The sequence below is a fragment of the Anoxybacillus tengchongensis genome (assembly GCF_014201585.1).
In the GTDB taxonomy this organism is placed as follows: Bacteria; Bacillota; Bacilli; order Bacillales; family Anoxybacillaceae; genus Anoxybacillus; species Anoxybacillus tengchongensis.
Map to the genome: position 1 here is coordinate 129537 of NZ_JACHES010000004.1, position 18417 is coordinate 147953.

The 18417-nt window shown below is 40.0% G+C and carries 17 protein-coding genes; all 17 read right to left on the reverse strand.

Features of this window, described 5'->3' with window-relative positions; genetic code table 11:
* Window positions 1–15: 15 nt before the first annotated feature.
* Entirely contained in the window at window positions 16–450 is a 435-nt protein-coding gene (locus HNQ82_RS06175; RefSeq protein ID WP_183242367.1) for a DnaA N-terminal domain-containing protein, read from the reverse strand.
* Window positions 451–502: 52 nt separating this feature from the next.
* Window positions 503–748, reverse strand: coding sequence for a YuzB family protein (locus HNQ82_RS06180; RefSeq protein ID WP_055441243.1), 246 nt, complete (start codon window positions 746–748; stop codon window positions 503–505).
* A gap of 79 nt (window positions 749–827) precedes the next feature.
* On the reverse strand, window positions 828–1340 hold the full coding sequence (locus tag HNQ82_RS06185; protein ID WP_183248075.1) for a hypothetical protein: 513 nt from the start codon (window positions 1338–1340) through the stop codon (window positions 828–830).
* A gap of 4 nt (window positions 1341–1344) precedes the next feature.
* The gene (gene menC, locus HNQ82_RS06190) at window positions 1345–2511 is read right to left on the reverse strand and encodes an o-succinylbenzoate synthase (protein ID WP_425486244.1); all 1167 of its coding nucleotides are present in this window, start codon (window positions 2509–2511) and stop codon (window positions 1345–1347) included.
* 12 nt (window positions 2512–2523) lie between these two features.
* Complete coding sequence (locus HNQ82_RS06195) at window positions 2524–3231, reverse strand: ATP-binding cassette domain-containing protein (protein WP_183242363.1); 708 nt, start codon at window positions 3229–3231, stop codon at window positions 2524–2526.
* A gap of 13 nt (window positions 3232–3244) precedes the next feature.
* Window positions 3245–4021, reverse strand: a complete 777-nt coding sequence (locus HNQ82_RS06200; protein WP_183248077.1) for an ABC transporter ATP-binding protein — start codon at window positions 4019–4021, stop codon at window positions 3245–3247.
* On the reverse strand, window positions 4002–5288 hold the full coding sequence (locus tag HNQ82_RS06205) for a branched-chain amino acid ABC transporter permease (protein ID WP_183248078.1): 1287 nt from the start codon (window positions 5286–5288) through the stop codon (window positions 4002–4004). Before HNQ82_RS06205 ends, HNQ82_RS06200 begins: the two co-directional genes overlap by 20 nt.
* Before the next feature lie 9 nt (window positions 5289–5297).
* Window positions 5298–6284 (reverse strand): branched-chain amino acid ABC transporter permease, encoded by a 987-nt coding sequence (locus tag HNQ82_RS06210; protein WP_183242357.1) that lies wholly within the window; start codon window positions 6282–6284, stop codon window positions 5298–5300.
* A 126-nt stretch (window positions 6285–6410) separates the two neighbouring features.
* On the reverse strand, window positions 6411–7616 hold the full coding sequence (locus tag HNQ82_RS06215) for a branched-chain amino acid ABC transporter substrate-binding protein (protein WP_183242355.1): 1206 nt from the start codon (window positions 7614–7616) through the stop codon (window positions 6411–6413).
* Between the two features lie 319 nt (window positions 7617–7935).
* Window positions 7936–9105: a sugar ABC transporter permease gene (locus tag HNQ82_RS06220; protein WP_183242353.1), complete on the reverse strand. Its 1170-nt coding sequence runs from the start codon at window positions 9103–9105 to the stop codon at window positions 7936–7938.
* Window positions 9106–9108: 3 nt separating this feature from the next.
* Entirely contained in the window at window positions 9109–10662 is a 1554-nt protein-coding gene (locus HNQ82_RS06225; RefSeq protein WP_281380802.1) for a xylose ABC transporter ATP-binding protein, read from the reverse strand.
* Window positions 10663–10678: 16 nt separating this feature from the next.
* Window positions 10679–11761, reverse strand: a complete 1083-nt coding sequence (xylF, locus tag HNQ82_RS06230; RefSeq protein ID WP_183248080.1) for a D-xylose ABC transporter substrate-binding protein — start codon at window positions 11759–11761, stop codon at window positions 10679–10681.
* Between the two features lie 180 nt (window positions 11762–11941).
* On the reverse strand, window positions 11942–13174 hold the full coding sequence (locus HNQ82_RS06235; RefSeq protein ID WP_183248082.1) for a helix-turn-helix domain-containing protein: 1233 nt from the start codon (window positions 13172–13174) through the stop codon (window positions 11942–11944).
* Complete coding sequence (locus HNQ82_RS06240; RefSeq protein ID WP_183248084.1) at window positions 13152–14591, reverse strand: sensor histidine kinase; 1440 nt, start codon at window positions 14589–14591, stop codon at window positions 13152–13154. Before HNQ82_RS06240 ends, HNQ82_RS06235 begins: the two co-directional genes overlap by 23 nt.
* Complete coding sequence (locus HNQ82_RS06245) at window positions 14588–15574, reverse strand: sugar-binding protein (RefSeq protein WP_183248086.1); 987 nt, start codon at window positions 15572–15574, stop codon at window positions 14588–14590. The genes HNQ82_RS06240 and HNQ82_RS06245 overlap by 4 nt, the downstream gene beginning before the upstream one ends.
* Window positions 15575–15652: 78 nt before the next feature.
* A complete protein-coding gene (locus tag HNQ82_RS06250) occupies window positions 15653–17338 on the reverse strand; it encodes a methyl-accepting chemotaxis protein (RefSeq protein WP_246346267.1) in 1686 nt (561 codons plus the stop codon).
* Between the two features lie 72 nt (window positions 17339–17410).
* Window positions 17411–18310: a DMT family transporter gene (locus HNQ82_RS06255; protein WP_183248088.1), complete on the reverse strand. Its 900-nt coding sequence runs from the start codon at window positions 18308–18310 to the stop codon at window positions 17411–17413.
* Window positions 18311–18417: the final 107 nt, after the last annotated feature.

The window sequence follows — 18417 nt, forward strand, 5'->3', positions numbered from 1 at the left end:
GCTGGAACACCTTTTTTAATGAATATACGTTTTCGGCACGGGTTGTTCATCGGTTGCGAGTAATCGTTCAAGGAAGTCAGTACGTTCACGTAGTTGCGCCATTTCTTTTTCTATTTCTTCCATTCGCCTCTCTACTTTAGTCACACGCGCTTCGAGGTTCCACGTTTGTTTTTCGAGAGCGATCATGTAGTTCCACATGCGCATAAATTGTTCATCAGACAGCTCATAAGGGGCTTCAAACTGGATAGGCAGTCGTTTGCCGCAAACTTTTTCAATCGCTTGTTCGATGTGAGACGTATATAACGTTTGAAGCCAATTTTTTTGTAATGGGTTCGTGCAATGAATAACGACTTTATCGTCTTCCATCGTCGCTGTCGTTCCTTCGATCCATGTGTGAAAAGCGAGCGAGGACATCATGCGAGATAAAACGTTTTTCACTTCTGACCACATTGTTCTCCCCCCTTTCACACATGGAATTAAACAAAAATAAAAAAATTCCTTCCTATTTTTTTCGAAACGCCCACCATTGTTTTGTTATTTCATAAGCAATGCGGTCATACAATTCATCCGTCGTCGTCGCTTTGACAACTTCGCCATCGAGTAAAACGAACGGGCAATGTTTGCATGTTTTACATTTGCCAACGCAATCTTTTCGTTTTATTTTTACATGTTTGAACGTTTGTTTGAAAAACGCATATAACGTTTTTGTTGCAAATTTATTTTTCTTGCAAAAATGCATTTTTTTCATGTCGCCACACTCCAAGTATGATAACTATAATCATTTTCATTTCTATCATACTTCGAATGTTTGATTCCTTCAATGATTTTTACGTGGCATATCGTTGTAATTGCTCAAGTGAACGAATGATGTACGGAATCATATGTAATAAGTCGTCGACATGGCTTTCGTTAATCGTGCGTCCGAAATCAATCGTCACTTCATGCGTGTATCGTTCATTTTGTCCATATGTATACGTCAACGTTTGTAAAATGATGTGGTGCTCTCCCCAAATGTGTTTTAACGTTTGTTCTACGTCATCCCCATCGACGTCTGTCGCTAAAAAAGAAAACGAAACGGTTACCGTACAGCCTGCATGCGTGACATCTTCATATAACAGCTCGTTCGCAATATGTTGAAGCGTCATCGCAAGCGAAATGGTGCACGTCACTTCATGCGCATGCCGCAATTGAAAAGAAAGCGCATATGCGCGCGTAAATTTCGCTAAGTCGACAACGTCAGAACGATCCACGACTGTAATAAGCTCATCGCTTATATCTAAATCATATATCGCTCCTTCTACCACCGTTTTTAAATTATCAAAAATCGTCGGGTCAAACATATGATCATCCTTTCGAGCGCTTATATATTTTTGAGCGAACGATACGCCGTTCTACTTCGGCCAAATTGACTGCATAGCCGATTCCATGTTGTTTTTGAACGAAAATTCGCCCACGATGGACAGTCACTTCTGGTTCGATAAAATCACGTTCCCAATAATTTGCGGATGCCGCTGTATCGCTTGGAAGAGAAAAGTGCGGAAGCGTCGCTAAAGCGATGCTATGTGCTCGTCCGACTCCGCCTTCTAACATGCCGCCACACCATACAGGAATACGATGTTGCTGGCATAAATCATGAATGCGTTTTGCCTCTGTTAATCCACCTACTCGACCAATTTTTATATTGATCACGCGGCAACTTTTTAACTCAATCGCTCTTTTTGCATCTTCATATGAACAAATGCTTTCATCTAAACAAATCGGCGTTTGCAATTTCGCTTGTAGCTTCGCATGATCAACGATGTCATCTACAGCAAGCGGCTGTTCAATCATAAGCAACTCATAGTCATCAAGCGCTTTCAGGCGGTCGATATCGCATAACGAGTAAGCGGAGTTTGCATCCACCATTAGCGGAACATGCGGAAAATGGTGACGAATGTCCCGAACAACATCAACATCCCATCCGGGCTTAATTTTTATTTTTATACGTTTGTATCCTTCCGCAAGCGCCTGTTCGATCCGTTTTAATGTATTTGTTATTGGCTGAATGCCGATGCTGACACCCACGTCCACTTCTTGTTTTTCACCGCCCAACGCAACGTGTAATGGCATATGATGCCGTTTCGCAAATGCATCCCAAACGGCCCCTTCAAGCGCTGCTTTTGCCATACAATTGCGGCGAATGAGCGAAAATCGATCACGCAATTCATCCGGATGATAAACAGGCGCTTGAAAAAGAAGCGGGATTAAAAATGCTTCAAGCATATGCCACGTCGTCTCGATCGTTTCTTCTGTATACCACGGAGCGAAAAACGCGACGCCTTCTCCCCATCCGTGCACACCATCTTGATCTATGACTTCAACTAATAAAACCGGACGCGTTTTCATCGTTCCAAAACTTGTCGTAAATGGTGATTTTAATTCCATTTCTAAGTATCGTAAAATAACTGTATGAAATTGCACAAAAATCCCTCCAAAATCATTATACAAAAAGGCGCTAGCTTTTGTCGCCATGCGCCTTTTTGTTCATCCTAAATACGCTTCTCTCACTTGTTCGTTTCCGAGCAACTCTTTTCCTGTTCCTGACATTGTAATTTCTCCTGTTTGAATGACGTAGCCACGATGGGCAATTTGAAGCGCTTGGAATGCGTTTTGTTCAACGAGCAAAATCGTCATTCCTTCATCGTTTAACTCGCGAATAATATGAAAAATTTGTTCGACGATAATTGGGGCTAAACCCATTGACGGTTCATCTAGCATAAGAAGTCGAGGCTTCATCATTAAAGCACGACCGATCGCTAACATTTGTTGTTCTCCGCCGCTCATCGTTCCGCCTTTTTGTTGTAAACGCTCTTTTAGTCGCGGGAAATAATGAAACACCCGTTCCATTCGTTCAGCTATTTCTTTTTTATCTTTTACCGAAAAAGCTCCCATTTCTAAATTTTCTTTTACCGTCAGTCTCGGAAAAATTCGCCGTCCTTCCGGAACATGAGCGATGCCTGATAATGACGTAATATGTGGGGGCGTATTTGTGATGTCTTTTCCTTCGTACAAAATGCTCCCGCTTTTCGCCTTCACCTGCCCGCTAATCGTTTTTAACGTCGTTGATTTTCCAGCACCGTTACTGCCGATTAACGTAACAATTTCCCCTTCGCACACTTCTAAATCAATTCCTTTTAACGCATGAACTCCGCCATAAAACGTATGAACACGCTCTAGCCGCAGCAAACTCACTCGCTATCCCTCCCTATGATGCTGTTGTCGCTCCTTTGCCTAAATAAGCTTCAATCACTTTTTCGTTGTTTCGAATGTCATCTGGGGTACCTTCAGCAATTTTTTCTCCGTGGTCTAACACAATAATATGTTCGGAAATTTCCATAACAAGCTTCATATCATGTTCAATTAAAATGATCGTTAGTTGTAGTTGTTCGCGCATATGGTAAATGAGCTTCGTTAATTCCGCTGTCTCTTTCGGGTTCATTCCTGCAGCTGGCTCATCTAACAGCAACACTTTTGGCTTTGTCGCTAATGCGCGGGCAATTTCAAGTTTCCGTTGTGCTCCATATGGCAAACTTTTCGCCTCTTCGTTATAAAGCGACTCTAACCCAACATATTGCAAAAGGCGATACGCTTCTTGCTTCGCTTCTTTTTCCTCTTTGCGCATGAACGGCGTGGAAAACATCGTATGAAATAACCCGCTCCGCAAATGTGTATGCATGCCAACCATGACGTTTTCTAAAACTGTCATCGCTCCGAACAAACGAATGTTTTGGAACGTGCGCGAAATGCCTTTTTGTGCGACTTGATGCGGTTTTAAACCAACGATCGACTCACCGTTTAGTAAAATATCGCCACTCGTCGGCTGATATACACCTGTCACCATGTTAAACAACGTCGTCTTTCCTGCACCGTTCGGTCCAATGACTGCTGTAATTGATCCTTTTTGTACGTCCATATTAATATTGCTGTTTGCCGTAAGTCCACCAAATTGTTTCGTTAATTGTTTAACCGTTAAAATAGACATCTTTCGCCCCCTCCTTTCCATCTACCATATTCGTTGCACCGCTTTTTAACTCTTTTTCGTCAAAACGAGGGTTTTTTGCTGGCAATAACCCTTGTGGCCGGTACAAAGCGAATAAAATTAAAATGACTCCGAAAATAAACCGTTGCATTTTCGCAGGAGATAGCGCATCTGGAATGCTAACAACTCCGCTTAAACTAAGTTGATTCAACCAGTTTGTTAGCTCTGTAAGCACTTGAAGATTTAAAATCGTTACAAGTGCTGCACCGAGTATAACGCCTGGTACGCTACCCATTCCTCCTAAAATGACCATGACGAGAATTGTAATGGATTCAAGCAACGTAAAGCTTGTCGGATCAACAAACGTCTGTTTTGCAGCAAAGACGACGCCCATCATTCCTGAAAATGAAGCGCCAACAGCAAACGCCATCAACTTCGTACGAACGAGTGGAATACCCATCGCTTGCGCAGCAATCTCATTTTCGCGCACCGCTTTCCACGCTCGTCCAATTTTTGAATACTCTAAACGTCGAACGACAAAAATGGTGAGCAGTAGAATAACTAATACGACGTAATAAAATTGGCTTGGGTACATGAACTCTAGTCCAAACAACTTCGGTGGTTGGACAGAAGCAAGCCCCATCGCCCCGTTTGTAATGTTGATCGGCTTATCTAAGTTATTAAAAATAATGCGAATGATTTCTCCAAATCCGAGCGTCACGATGGCTAAATAATCACCTTTTACACGCAACACCGGAATGCCTAGCAATATTCCAAATATCGCAGCGACAATGCAACCGATAATTAAAAATACCCAAAAGCTTTCTCCGGATAACGGATATTGTCCAAATGGCATAAAGTTATTTGCTTGCGTTGTGGCAAAAATACCATACGTATAAGCACCAATCGCAAAAAAGGCAACAAATCCTAAATCTAGTAGACCGGCAAGTCCAACGACAATGTTTAAACCGAGCGCCATGGCGATATAAATCCCGACTAACGTCGCCACTTCCATATACGATTGATATGCTTCTCCTTGGCTAGCGGCTAATGGCAGTAGTACGCTTAATACGACAATGCCTATCACCCATTTCACGCGATGCGAAAACGTTGTGAAATGTAAAAGTAAAAGCGAGGAAAGCAAAAGTAAAAAAGCAACAACCGATTTTTGCGCTAAATATAAGCTAATAAATGTTACGACAATATATACAGCGATCACAATTGCCTGAAGGCGTTTATTTTGCTCTAGTACGTTCAGCCATTTTTTCATGTTGACCACCTACACTTTCTCGATAGACACTTTTCCGAATAGTCCTTCTGGCTTAAAGATGAGAACCATAATTAAAATAGAAAAAGCAAACACGTCTTTGTACTCTGCTCCTAATATACCGTTAGAAATGATTGGTAAGTTCGCCGCCGCAAACATTTCAAGCAGCCCGAGAACAATGCCACCGAACATGGCCCCGCGAATATTTCCGATCCCCCCTAATACTGCTGCAGTAAAAGCTTTCAATCCTAAAATAAAACCAATGTATGGATCAATCGTTCCGTATTGAATCGCAAAAAGAACACCGGTTGCTCCTCCTAGCGCAGAGCCAATAAAAAACGTTAAAGCGATGACTTTGTTGACATTTACACTCATTAGTGCAGCCGTTTCACGATCTTGGGCAACAGCACGCATTGCCATTCCCCATTTTGTTTTATTCACAAAAAAGTCAAGCGTCACCATCATAACAACAGCTGTAACTAAAACGATAAAAAATGAGGACTTAACTGAGGCGTCATGAAATCCTGACCAGATAGAGGAAGCTGAAATACTTACTTGCCCAGTAAACAAACTTGGACCGGTTAAAATGTAGTTTCCTTTCTTCAACTCTGTAATAAAACGGACAAAATCTTGCAATAAAAATGAAATACCGATTGCTGTAATAAGGGTAATTAATTTTGGAGCGCTTCGTAACGGACGATATGCAACTCGTTCAATTCCCATGCCAAGCAATCCTGTCACAATCGATGTCGCCACAAGGACGAGAAGTAAAGACAGCAACATAGGCATAGACGATAGCCAACCAAAAGCGGAAAACGATAAGAAAAGAGCTGTGCCAACAAATGCACCTGTCATAAAAATTTCCCCGTGTGCGAAGTTGATAAGCTCTAAAATGCCGTACACCATTGTATATCCGAGGGCAACAATCGCGTATACAGCTCCTAATGCTAATCCATCAATGACGACTTGAGGCAATGTTTGTAGCACATGTTCGATCATATGTCGTTCCTCCATTTCCTTGTCTTTATCTAAAATTACCTAGTCCCTTTTCCTATCAATAACATGTAAAAAATTATAAGAAAAGGGTACGGCAAATTGTCATACCCTTTTCAAACGTATTTATCTTTATTTGCTTACCTCATCTTCTAATCGTGCTGGATACGTTGCTTCTTCAAATTTATAAATGTAAATTTTCGCGTATTTGTTGTCCCCTTTTTCATCGAAGCTTACTTTCGTCACAACCCCTTCATAATCTTGCACTTTCCGAACAGCATCAGCTACTTGTTCGCGAGTAGGAAGTTTATTTCCATTCGCTTTAATTGCCTCTTCAATCGCTTTTAACAAGACAGCCATTGCGTCATACCCATAAGCAGAGTACGATTCAATATTTTTACCAAACTTTTGCTTGTACTTTTCTGCAAATTGCTTTCCAGCTTCTGTCGCCGTTGCTACACCTGCTGCTGATGTAATGAACGTATTTTTCACCGCGTCGCCTGCAATTTCAACAAGTGTAGAAGAGTCCATTCCATCTCCACCCATAAACGGTACGGTAATGCCTTTATCACGCGCCTGTTTAATTAACATTCCACCCTCTGTGTACATCCCACCGAAATACACGAGATCCGGCTTTTTCGCAAGCACTTGGTTTAGTACACCGTTAAAGTCTTTTTCACCAATTGTAATTCCTTCAAATCCGACAATTTCAGCACCTGCTTCTTCCGCTCCTTTTTTGAATGCTTCAGCTAATCCTGTACCGTATGCCGTTTTATCTTGAATGATAAAAATTTTCTTCGCTCCTAATTTTTCAACAGCAAATTTTGCACCTGCTGGACCTTGGAAATCATCGCGTGCACAAATGCGGTTCACCGTTTTTAAGCCACGATCTGTCACGTCTGTTGCTGTGTTTGCTGGAGAAACCATTGGAATGTTATATTTCTCGTAAATTTCTGAAGATGGAATCGCAACGCCCGAATTCAAATGTCCAACGACACCTAAAACTTGTTGATCCGCTCCAATGAGTTGAGCATTAGCTACCCCTTTTTTCGGATCTGCTTGATCGTCATATGGAACAAGCTCCAATTTAAACCCTAATTTTTCGAACTTTTCTTTTTGTTCTTCTAAAGCAAGTTGAGCTCCAAGTTTAATCGATTCACCTAACGTCGCTGCTCCACCAGAAAGGGGGCTTTGAGTGGCAATTTTAATGACTGTACCCCCTCCAGCTTCCCCGTTGTTTTTCGATGTTTGCGATGTTTTATCCGCCGAACAACCAGTCAACAAACCAATCGCAAGCGTAGCGGATGTGAAAATAGAAAACACCTTTTTCCTTTTCATGCAAATCCCCCTTTTTATTTTCAAAAAATTTAATATTTTCACAACAATAATATAATATGAATCTTCTGAATATACAAGATGTATTTTCAAAAATATGAGAGAAAAGATATAATTTCAATCAAAAACTGATGATTATAACAATACGTGCCATCTCTCTTTCTATTTATTTTCGTTTTCTGGAGTTGAGGAGAAACAAAATGAAATGTATGAATACATTACCGTTAACAATATACCTCTAAAACATTTCCATTTTCATACAAAAAAAACCGGAAAGTCAGCATCGCCTGGCCTTCCGGTCGCACCTCTTTAATCTATTTTTTTAATTTGTTTTCCGCTTTCGACTAGCAATATCAATCCAAACGGCTAAAATTAAAATGCTCCCTTTTACGATATATTGCCAAAATGTTTCCATACCTAACAATGACATTCCATTATCAAGCGATGTCATGACCATGGCACCGATGATCGCACCGATGATTGTACCAGATCCGCCCATTAAGGATGTTCCACCGATGACGCAGGCGGCGATGGCATCTAGCTCGTACATTTGTCCCGCTGAAATCGTTGCCGATGATAAACGTGCTGTTAAAACGAGTGCAGCGATAGCAGAAAGCAAGCCCGTAAAGACAAACAACATCATCGTATGGAGTTGGATATTAATCCCAGATAACCGGGCAGCTTCCACGTTTCCTCCGATGGCGTATACGTGACGACCAAACGTTGTTTTTGTCGCAATGAATGAGAAAATAAGCGCCAAGGCAATGACAAAAATAATCGGAAACGGAATTCCTTTATAACTGTTCATTGTAACAACAAATACTAAAATAAGTGCACTAATAACGAATAATTTTGTTAGTTCAAAAGGTAATGGCGAAACAGTGAAGCCGTATTGTTGGCGCGATTTTCGCTTACGAAACGTTGAAACAAATAGCGCAACGACGGCCATCGCCGCAAGTATAATACCAAAAACATCTGTAAAATATGCGCTTCCTAAAGCAATAAACTGCGCATCAAAAATTGGAATGGTTGTTGACTTTGTGATTCCCATTAATGCTCCGCGGAAAATCATCATTCCACCTAACGTAACGATAAACGCAGGAATGGCTCGATAAGCAACTAACCAACCTTGCACAAGTCCGACAAGTGCACCTGCAAGCAACGTACATAAAATGACGACAGATGTCGGCATCCCCATCCAGTTGCTTAAAATGGCTGCAACACCACCTGTAAGACCGACAATCGAACCGACGGAAAGATCAATATGTCCTGCAACAATGACAAGCACCATACCAATGGCTAAAATAGCTGTAACCGACATTTGTGTAAATAAGTTCGATAAATTGCGGGCACTCAAAAATGTCTCATTTAACATACCAAAGAAAATCCAAATAGCAATGAGTGCACCGATCATCGTATAAGCACGAATATCTATTTTGCCAAATACATTTTTCTTTTTCGGTTGCTGCTCGATGACTGCCTTTATTTCCATAACTCATTCCCCTCCTGTCGCTGCCATCATAATATTTTCTTGTGTTGCTTCATCGTGCGACAATTGTTTCACGATTCTCCCTTCACGCATAACATAAATGCGGTCGCTCATTCCTAAAATTTCTGGAAGTTCAGAAGAAATCATCATGATAGCAACGCCTTCTTTTGCTAATTTATTCATTAAGTGATAAATTTCATATTTTGCTCCAACATCAATACCGCGCGTCGGCTCGTCTAATATTAAAAGTTTTGGTTTCGCCATTAACCATTTCGCCAATACAACTTTTTGCTGATTCCCTCCAGATAACGTACCGACAGCTGTTTCTAAAGATGCTGTCTTCGTTTTTAGTTCATCGACATATTTTTGGCTCCACTTTAATTCTTCATTTTGATTGATCACTTGTAAGCGGCTAATATTTTTTAAGCTAGCTAATGTCGTATTTGTTTTCACATCCATTCCAAGTATAAGCCCCAACCTTTTGCGGTCTTCTGTGACGAGTGCAATACCTGATCGAATCGCATCTTGCACCGAACGAATGTGCACTTGTTTCCCTTCCAACCACACTTGCCCTTCTGCTTTTCCTTCGTATGCACCGAATAAACTCATCGCGAGTTCCGTTCGTCCTGCCCCCATCAATCCTGCAATGCCAACAATTTCCCCAGCGCGAACAGTTATATGGATACTGTCGTTGATTTTCATCGGCTTTTCTTTATGCCAAACAGAGTAGTTTTTCACTTCTAATACGACATGACCTAGCGTTTTTTTGACGTACGGATAACGCTCTGTCAACTCACGCCCAACCATGAGCGCGACAACTTCATCCTCGTTCGTTTCTGCACGTGAAAGCGTCGCAATTGACTTTCCATCGCGCAGTACGGTAATCGAATCAGCAAGTCGAAATACTTCTGGCATTTTATGAGAAATATAAATACATGCAACCCCTTGTGCTCGTAGCTGTTCTAAAATGCCCATTAAAATTTCAACTTCACTTTCTGTTAACGCTGCGGTAGGTTCATCTAAAATTAAAATATTTGCTTGTTTGGCTAGCGCTTTAGCAATTTCAACTAACTGCTGTTGTCCAATACCAAGTGAGTGGATTTTTGTTTGTGGAGAAATCGTTAGTCCCACTTTCTTTAACCATGTTTCTGCCTCATAATATAATTGATCCCATTGAATGACACCGAATTTACGTGGCTCTCTCCCTAAAAAAATGTTTTCACCAACAGTCATTTCTTTTACAAGCGCAAGCTCTTGGTGAATGATCGCAATGCCTGCTTGTTCCGCATCGACAATATTTCGAAAAGAAACAGGTTTGCCATCAATACGAATTTCCCCATCATATGTTCCGGTTGGATACAGCCCGCTTAACACTTTCATCAACGTTGATTTTCCCGCGCCATTTTCACCACAAAGCGCATGAATTTCTCCTTTTTTCACTTTGAAACTGACACGATCAAGTGCTTTCACGCCGGGAAATTCTTTTGTAATATTGATCATTTCTAACGCATACATTCGTTTCACTCCCGTTGTATCATGTTGAAAATAAGGGTCTGGCAAAGCCAGCCCCTTATCTTCATTGTTTTGGCCATTGATCTTTCGGTACGTTTTTAAATACGTCTTCTAATTTGTGATACCCATCTTTAATGACTGTGTCTAATACATTTTCTTTTGTTACAGCAATTGGATCAAGTAAGACAGATGGAACGTCAATTTTGCCGTTTGATACCGTTTGGTTCGTTTCGATTTTCTCACCTTTTGCTAAAGCAACTGCCATTTCTGCTGCTTTTGTTGCAATCGCTTTAATCGGTTTATATACTGTCATCGTTTGCGTTCCTTCAACGATACGTTGAAGTGCTGCTAACTCGGCATCTTGTCCTGAAACAGGTACTTTCCCCGCTAATCCTTGTGCCGCTAAAGCTTGAATAACACCACCTGCTGTGCCATCATTCGCTGCGACAACTGCTTGAATGTTGTTGTTATTTGCTGTTAATGCGTTTTCCATGTTTTTCAATGCTTCTTCTGGTTTCCAATCTTTTGAGAATTGGTCGTAAACAATTTTAATGTCGCCTTTTTCTTCAAGTGGCTTTAATACGTTCATCGCTCCTTGGCGGAATAAATGAGCGTTGTTATCTGTATCTGCTCCACCGATATAAACATAGTTTCCTTTTGGTGCTTTGTCTACAATGGCTTGTGCTTGCATTTCACCGACACGCACGTTGTCAAATGAAACGTAATAGTCTACTTCCGCATTTTTAATTAAACGGTCATAAGAAATAACCGGAATTCCTTCTTTATGTGCCTTTTCTACGATCGCTGCGGACGCCTCGGCGTTATGAGGTACAACAACGAGAACATCAACGCCCTCTGAAATGAGTTGTTCTGCCTGGCTCAACTGCGCAGCATCGTCTCCATTTGCTGCTAGCGTTTTCACTTCTGCACCGAGTTCTTTCACTTTTGCTTCAAATAATTCTTTATCCCGTTGCCAACGTTCTTCCTTTAACGTATCCATCGAAAAACCGATGACAATTTTATCATCGTCTTTTTTCGTCGATTCGCTTCCCCCTTCGTTTCCCGAAGATACAACTCCGCATGCTGTTAATGCAGAGGCTAAGACGAATGTTGCCGCTCCTTTTGCGACATGTTTCCACCACTTCACATGTATTCCCCCTTGTTTTTCATATTGTCTACATGTTCAGCGTACCATAAGAAAAAGAAAGCGTTTTCTTTGTTTTCTTCACTTATTTGCGATATATTCGCACAAATTAAACGCTTTCATTACTATAAAAAGGAACGAATCAGCATTTTTTTGTCGTTGAACAAAAAAGTGCGAGCATTTTTATAAGCGCCCGCACACGTCTTGACGATATTGTGTTGGTGTCATATTTGTTACTTTTTTAAACACGCGGCTAAAATAGTTTGGATCTTTATATCCGACGCGGTAACAAGCTTCTTTCACCGTTAATCCTTCGTCGCACATCAATTGTTTCGCTTTTTCGATGCGTAAATGTGTTAAATAATCAGTAAACGTTTGACCGATTTCTTTTTTGAATAGTTTGCTGAAGTAATACGGTGTTAAATGAACGTATTTTGCTACTTCTTCAAGCGTCACATCATAACAATAGTTTTCCTGTAAAAACATTTCGACTTGCTCGATGACGCTGCCACTTGTTTTTATATGGATATGTTCCACGTCATCCGTTAACGGAACATCATCAATATGCATGACTCGACTAAATGACGATACATAGCGCGCAGCAGTCCACGCCTCTTTATATGAGCGTTTCATTCCATCGATCCCCGACTGAATTGTGCCAATTCCTATTTTTACTCGCTGTTGCAAACCTTTCTCAAGCTGTTTTAACAACGATTGAGCGAACGAAATAGCATGTTCATGTTGCTCAGCTTCAATAAAAACAGTCATTTGTCGTTGACTAAACGGACTACATAAACAACGTCGTTGTTGTTTTATACACTGCTTCACTGTTTCTTCCCACTTTTCACGATTAGATGCATCACTTCTTTCTAACTCAATAACAATGGCATACCCATGTTCAAATTCCATGCCGCTAAATGTATGTGCAGGGCATTCGTCCATTTTCCCCATCAACAACCATGTCCAAGCGATTTCACCTAATGTTTGTAGCTGAACGAGTTTTTCGCGAGCAGTTAATTGTTGTTCACGCATCGCTTGCTCTTCCGAAATTTGATGTAACAATCTTTGCAACAAATCAATCATTTGTTGTTTTTTGGCAGGTTTTAACACATATTCACTTACGCTGAAAGAAATAGCTTCTTTTGCATATGTAAAGTAATCATATGCTGTTAAAATGACGATTTTCGTCTGTGCATCCATTTTGCGTATTTCAGCAATCGCTTCAAGTCCTTGAATGCCTGGCATTTTCATATCCATAAAAATGATATGTGGCCGATGTTCCTCTACTTGCTGAATGGCCCTTCGACCGTGTTCTGCATGAAAAATCGTAAACGTATGTGGAAATGAGCGTTCAATCATCAACTGCAATCCTTCCCGCTCTAGTGGCTCATCATCAGCAATAAGTAGCTTGTACATCGCTTTCCCTCCTTGGCAATCGTAAAATAATAGCCGTTCCTTCGTTTGGCGCACTTTTTATGTCGAGTATTTTTTCTACTCCGTAAAAAAGCTGAAGACGTCGTAACACATTTTCTAATCCAAGTCCTGTTGAATGACCTGTTTTAATCAAGGAATACGATGCATTCATGATGGCTTGTTGTACATCATACGGCATTCCTACACCGTTATCCGCAACCGTTACTTGAATACAATTTCTTTTTTCTTCGATGATTAATTGAATGTTCGCCCCTTCTTCCATCTCTTCAATCCCGTGAATAAAAGCATTTTCGATGAGAGGTTGCAACGTTAAACAAGGAATGGGCTGTTCCAAACATGATTCATCTACCCTTACTTCAAAAGTAACGCGATCGCGAAAGCGGGCTTTTTGAATCGCAAAATACTCTTTCGCATGTTCTACTTCTTCACGCAAAGTGACAGGTTGATCGAGCTTACGTAAATTGTATCGCAATAAATTTGATGTAGATACGGTTAGTTCGCTCGTTTGTTCCGCTCCTTCGAGGTAAGCAAGCTTGGAAATGACGTTCAGCGTATTAAATAAAAAATGAGGATTAATTTGACTTTGGAGTGCTTTTAATTCTAGCTCACGCACAAGTTTTTCTTTTTCTAATATTTCCATATTTTCCGAAATTAATATTCGCAAATTTTCAATCATATGTTGAAACGTTTTACCGAGCAACCCAATTTCATCATGTCCATCAAAGCAAGGAATACGTGTATCGAGTTGGCCAGCTGATATTTTTTTTGCCGCATGAACGAGATGGTGGATCGGAATGACAATCGTCCGTGATAGCCATATCGCAAAAACAATGCTTAAAATAGTTGTTAAAGTAAAAAGCATTCTACCTAGTGCATTCATTTGTGACGTATGCTGTAATATTTGTTTGTATACTGGTTGATATAAGTTCAACTCAACATCAACGAGCGCTTGGCTATCTTCGCGAATAAACGAAGCAATCTTCTCAATTTCATTGTACTGAACGGCATAGCCTGTGAATTGTTGTTTTGTTAGTTGATGAATAATCGCTTGTTCTAAATCGAGAAAGACATAAACCATATTTTTGTAGTTTTCGAGCGTGAACGCGTCATTTCCTTCCAATTGTCTTTCGGTTAATTCTCGACGCAACTTTTCAAGTCTTTTTTTATGTTCGATCAGTTGCTTATAATTGTATTCATCTTGGTGAATTAAGTAGCTACTTAAAAAACGTACATTTTCTTGTGTTTCAAGCGAAATTTGTTTATATAAAAAGATGCGTTGCATCATGACATCATAGCTTTCTTGTACTTTTTTTCCGCTTTGAAAAATAAAAAACGCGATACAATTCAATAGAAGAACGAGAAGCGGAATAAAAACAAACAATTTCGTCCGAATTTTCATTTGTTTCTCCCCTGCTGAATGTTTTGGTAGTCAATCACTCCCGTGGCTGTAAAATGCTCTTTGTCAATTTGTTTGCCAGAAAGGTGATCAGCCATGAGCTTCACTGCCGAATATCCCATATCATAAGGTTTTTGAACGACCGTTGCGACAATATCTCCTTCTTTAATCGCTTCCATCGTTTCTTCTACATCGTCAAAACCGAAAATTTGAATGTCTTCACGGTGCAAGTTTTTTATCGCCATCCGAATACCAATCGCATCTAGCGCACTTGTGCCAACCATAACAGAAATATTCGGCTGTTTTCTTAACATTTGTTCTGCTTGAATAGACGCTTGAATGCGCGAAATATTCGATGAGGCAACGGAAACGACTTTTAAACGTGGATATTCAGTAATAACAGATAAAAACCCTTGTAAGCGCAGACGTTGGTTTTCTGATGTATCCGTCCCAATTATAACCCCAATCTCTTGTTTTCCTTCTACACGGGAAACAACTGCCTGTCCAAGCAATCGACCAGCTTCAAAATTATTTGTTCCAACATAAGCGATGCGGCGGCTCTTTGGAGCATCGGCATCAATTGTAATTACAGGTATATTTCGCGAAATAGCTTTGTCAATAAGTGGTGTAAACGCTTCATCTTTTAAATTTTGAACAATAATGCCATCGACACGAGAAGCAATCGCTTTTTCGAGTAATTTCACTTGCTCCTCGATGCTTGTTCGGAGAGGACCGATGTATTCAATATTTACATCATACTGTTTTCCTGCTTCCTTCGCCCCCTGTTCAATTTTTCGCCAATATGGATTATCAAATTCTTGGGATATTAAAATCACATGTGGGAAGTGTGACATCATTTTTTGTTCATGTTGTAGTTTTGCTACTGTTTTTTCAAGCTGTTTTGTTACGGTGATAAAGTGAAAAAAAACATATAAAAACAAAACGAGCAATATAATAAGGCTGATTGTCCATTTTTTTTGTGCCATTGTCTTCACCTAATTTTACTATAATTCTTTTTGATAACGTTTACAATTATTTTTGAAGCGACAGGTTGTCTGCCGCTTTTATACAATAAATCGATTAGTCGTTTCTTTCATCTTTTCTGCAATATCATACAACCGTTGAGCTGTTGCGGCTACTTCTTGGGCTGATGCAGTTAACTCTTCTGACGAGGCGGTGACTTCTTCTGTTGCTGCTGAATTTTCTTCAGCTACTGCGCTAATTTGCTCAATGCGGACAATGACTTTGTCTTTTTCTTTAACGATTTCATCCATTGCTTGTTCAGTTGAAACAATAAGAGGGGCGATATGGCTAATGGATGTTAAAATGTCAGCAAATGAACGTACCGTTTTTTCAACAGCATTCGCTTGGTCTTTAATAAAGAGATGCACTTCACTTGATGTATAAATGACATCATCTGTATTTTTGCTAATTGAGGTAATGAGTTGAACAATGTCTTCCGTAAATGATTTCGATTGTTCAGCTAATTTACGCACTTCATCCGCAACAACTGCAAATCCTTTCCCTGCTTCTCCAGCACGTGCTGCTTCAATGGCAGCATTTAAAGCTAATAAGTTGGTTTGATCCGAAATCGTCGAAATCATTTCTGTAATTCCACTTATTTTTTGTACGGATGCCGTTAATGTTTGAACGTGGTTTGTTACCGTTTCAAACGCTCGTTTAATTTGATCGATGGTTGCTATTAATACATCCATTTCTTTTTTACCGATATCTGCCCGTTCAGACGTACGAAGTGCTTCTTGCTTTACATTCGCCAGCTCTACATACACACGTTCAACTTTTTCAGTTAAGTAAGAAAGTGAATGCGTCATATCAGCCAAATCGTTCGCTTGTGCTGCTGCTCCTTGCGATACTTGTTCCATCGTTGCCGCCACTTCTTCAGTAGAGGCAGACATTTGTTGTGAAGTAGCAGATAGGGCACTCGATTGTTGATCAATCGCATCTGCTTGCATTTGAATATGAACAGCCATATCCCGAAGCGCTTGTTTTGTTTTAGAAAGCGCGCGTGCCATTTCACCAAACTCATCTTTTGCATCAAGAAGTTTTTCAGGCAGTGGCTTACTAAAGTCACCGCTAGCTATTTGTTCAAGATGTTGTTTTGCAATATGTAACGGCTTCATGATTCGCATCGAAATAAATAAGTGATAGGCAATAATCCCTACAATGACAAACAACACAGAAATGGCAATCACCTTGACAATGACGCTATTAATCTCTTGATTGACGATTTGCTTTGGCATGCCGACAAAAAACATACCAATGACTTCACCACGCTCGTTCTTCATTGGCAAATAACTCGTTACATACGATTTTCCAAGCACGTTCGCTTCACCGATATAGCGATTTTGTTTTTTTATGACTTCTTGTACAACTTTCGGATCAGCTTTTGTCCCTATTTGTCTTTGGCCATCTTTCATGACTGTTGTTGCCACACGTTCGTCGTTCAGAAAAATAGTACTATCTGCACCAACGACTTCCTTTATGTAGTCGACAACTTCCTCGTTTTCGTTCATTTTTATTTCCCCTTTATATAGTGCCCCCTCTTTTATTTGCCATGCTCCAGGAAATTTTGCATCAATCAGTTGCAGAGCAAGTTGAGCGTTCGTCGTCATTACTTTGTTCGCAATCAATGATTGAAATTGAACATAAATGATACCGTTAATTAGTCCAACTAATAAAAAAACGGTAAGAATGTATACAGCTACAATTTTTCCACGCGTTTTCACCATTCTCTCCTCCATTTTTGTGAATTCATGAGCAACACTATTTTATCAAATAAGAAAAAAACAAACATTTATTTTTTACGAAGAGGACGCTATTTTTTGTTTTCCTAAAAGAATAACTGTTGTAATAATTAATAGACTGCCAAGCGTTTGAAAAAAGCCGAACGATACGTGTAAAAATAAAACAGAAGCAATAATAGCCGACAAAGGCTCTACACTAGATAAAATACTTGATTCTGTCGGAGATAAATATCTAATGCTTTCAATAAACAGTAAGAAAGCAAGTAACGTTCCACATATGACAATAAATAAAATCGAAACAATCGTTGGAAAATCTAGCGTGAAAAATGGCCCCAAAAACGAACGTACGATCGGAATCATAACAACTCCTCCAATTACCATCGCCCAACCGACAATAATAAGTGAGTCCCATTTTTTTAATAGTTTTGCTGAACAAATCGTATAAAATGCAAGAAGCACACCTGATACAATTCCCCATAAAAATGCGGGAAAGGAGATACTTAATGCACTTAATTTTCCATTTGTTAACAACAAAAATATCCCACAAGTAGCTAAAATGAGCGCACCCCAGATCGAAACAGATGGATGTTTCCGCTCACGTATCAAAAAATATAAGACAATGTAAATCGGTGCTAAATATTGTAATAACGTTGCAGCCGCAGCGTTTCCATATGCAATGGACAAAAAATACGTATATTGCACTCCAAGCATACCTACTAAGCTGAAAGAAATGAGCAACAGTCGACTATTTCTCTCACGCCAAATATGAAATAAGGGAATACCACGAAACGATGCGAAAGCTAATAAACAAAAACCTGAAGCGATCATTCGTACAAAAACAAGCCACTCTGTTGTTATATGTTTTTGCTGAAACACCCATTGTGCAGCTGTGCCAGAAAGTCCCCACATCGTTGCAGCAATAACAACCATCCATAATCCTTTTGTGCGTGTTGACATATCCCCCAACCTTTCTATCATTGGCTAGTTATCATTATAAAAAAACAAAAAATTTTGTAAATACAAATATTTCTTATTCAAAAAACATACTTGCATTCCTTTTCACC

Bases quoted from the DNA above. Each gene is read 5' to 3' on its own strand.
- HNQ82_RS06175 (WP_183242367.1), bottom strand. From the start codon at position 450: ATGTGGTCAGAAGTGAAAAACGTTTTATCTCGCATGATGTCCTCGCTC.
- HNQ82_RS06180 (WP_055441243.1), bottom strand. From the start codon at position 748: ATGAAAAAAATGCATTTTTGCAAGAAAAATAAATTTGCAACAAAAACG.
- HNQ82_RS06185 (WP_183248075.1), bottom strand. From the start codon at position 1,340: ATGTTTGACCCGACGATTTTTGATAATTTAAAAACGGTGGTAGAAGGA.
- menC (WP_425486244.1), bottom strand. From the start codon at position 2,511: ATGGCGACAAAAGCTAGCGCCTTTTTGTATAATGATTTTGGAGGGATT.
- HNQ82_RS06200 (WP_183248077.1), bottom strand. From the start codon at position 4,021: ATGTCTATTTTAACGGTTAAACAATTAACGAAACAATTTGGTGGACTT.
- HNQ82_RS06205 (WP_183248078.1), bottom strand. From the start codon at position 5,288: ATGAAAAAATGGCTGAACGTACTAGAGCAAAATAAACGCCTTCAGGCA.
- HNQ82_RS06210 (WP_183242357.1), bottom strand. From the start codon at position 6,284: ATGATCGAACATGTGCTACAAACATTGCCTCAAGTCGTCATTGATGGA.
- HNQ82_RS06215 (WP_183242355.1), bottom strand. From the start codon at position 7,616: ATGAAAAGGAAAAAGGTGTTTTCTATTTTCACATCCGCTACGCTTGCG.
- HNQ82_RS06220 (WP_183242353.1), bottom strand. From the start codon at position 9,105: ATGGAAATAAAGGCAGTCATCGAGCAGCAACCGAAAAAGAAAAATGTA.
- HNQ82_RS06235 (WP_183248082.1), bottom strand. From the start codon at position 13,174: ATGTACAAGCTACTTATTGCTGATGATGAGCCACTAGAGCGGGAAGGA.
- HNQ82_RS06240 (WP_183248084.1), bottom strand. From the start codon at position 14,591: ATGAAAATTCGGACGAAATTGTTTGTTTTTATTCCGCTTCTCGTTCTT.
- HNQ82_RS06245 (WP_183248086.1), bottom strand. From the start codon at position 15,574: ATGGCACAAAAAAAATGGACAATCAGCCTTATTATATTGCTCGTTTTG.
- HNQ82_RS06250 (WP_246346267.1), bottom strand. From the start codon at position 17,338: ATGGTGAAAACGCGTGGAAAAATTGTAGCTGTATACATTCTTACCGTT.
- HNQ82_RS06255 (WP_183248088.1), bottom strand. From the start codon at position 18,310: ATGTCAACACGCACAAAAGGATTATGGATGGTTGTTATTGCTGCAACG.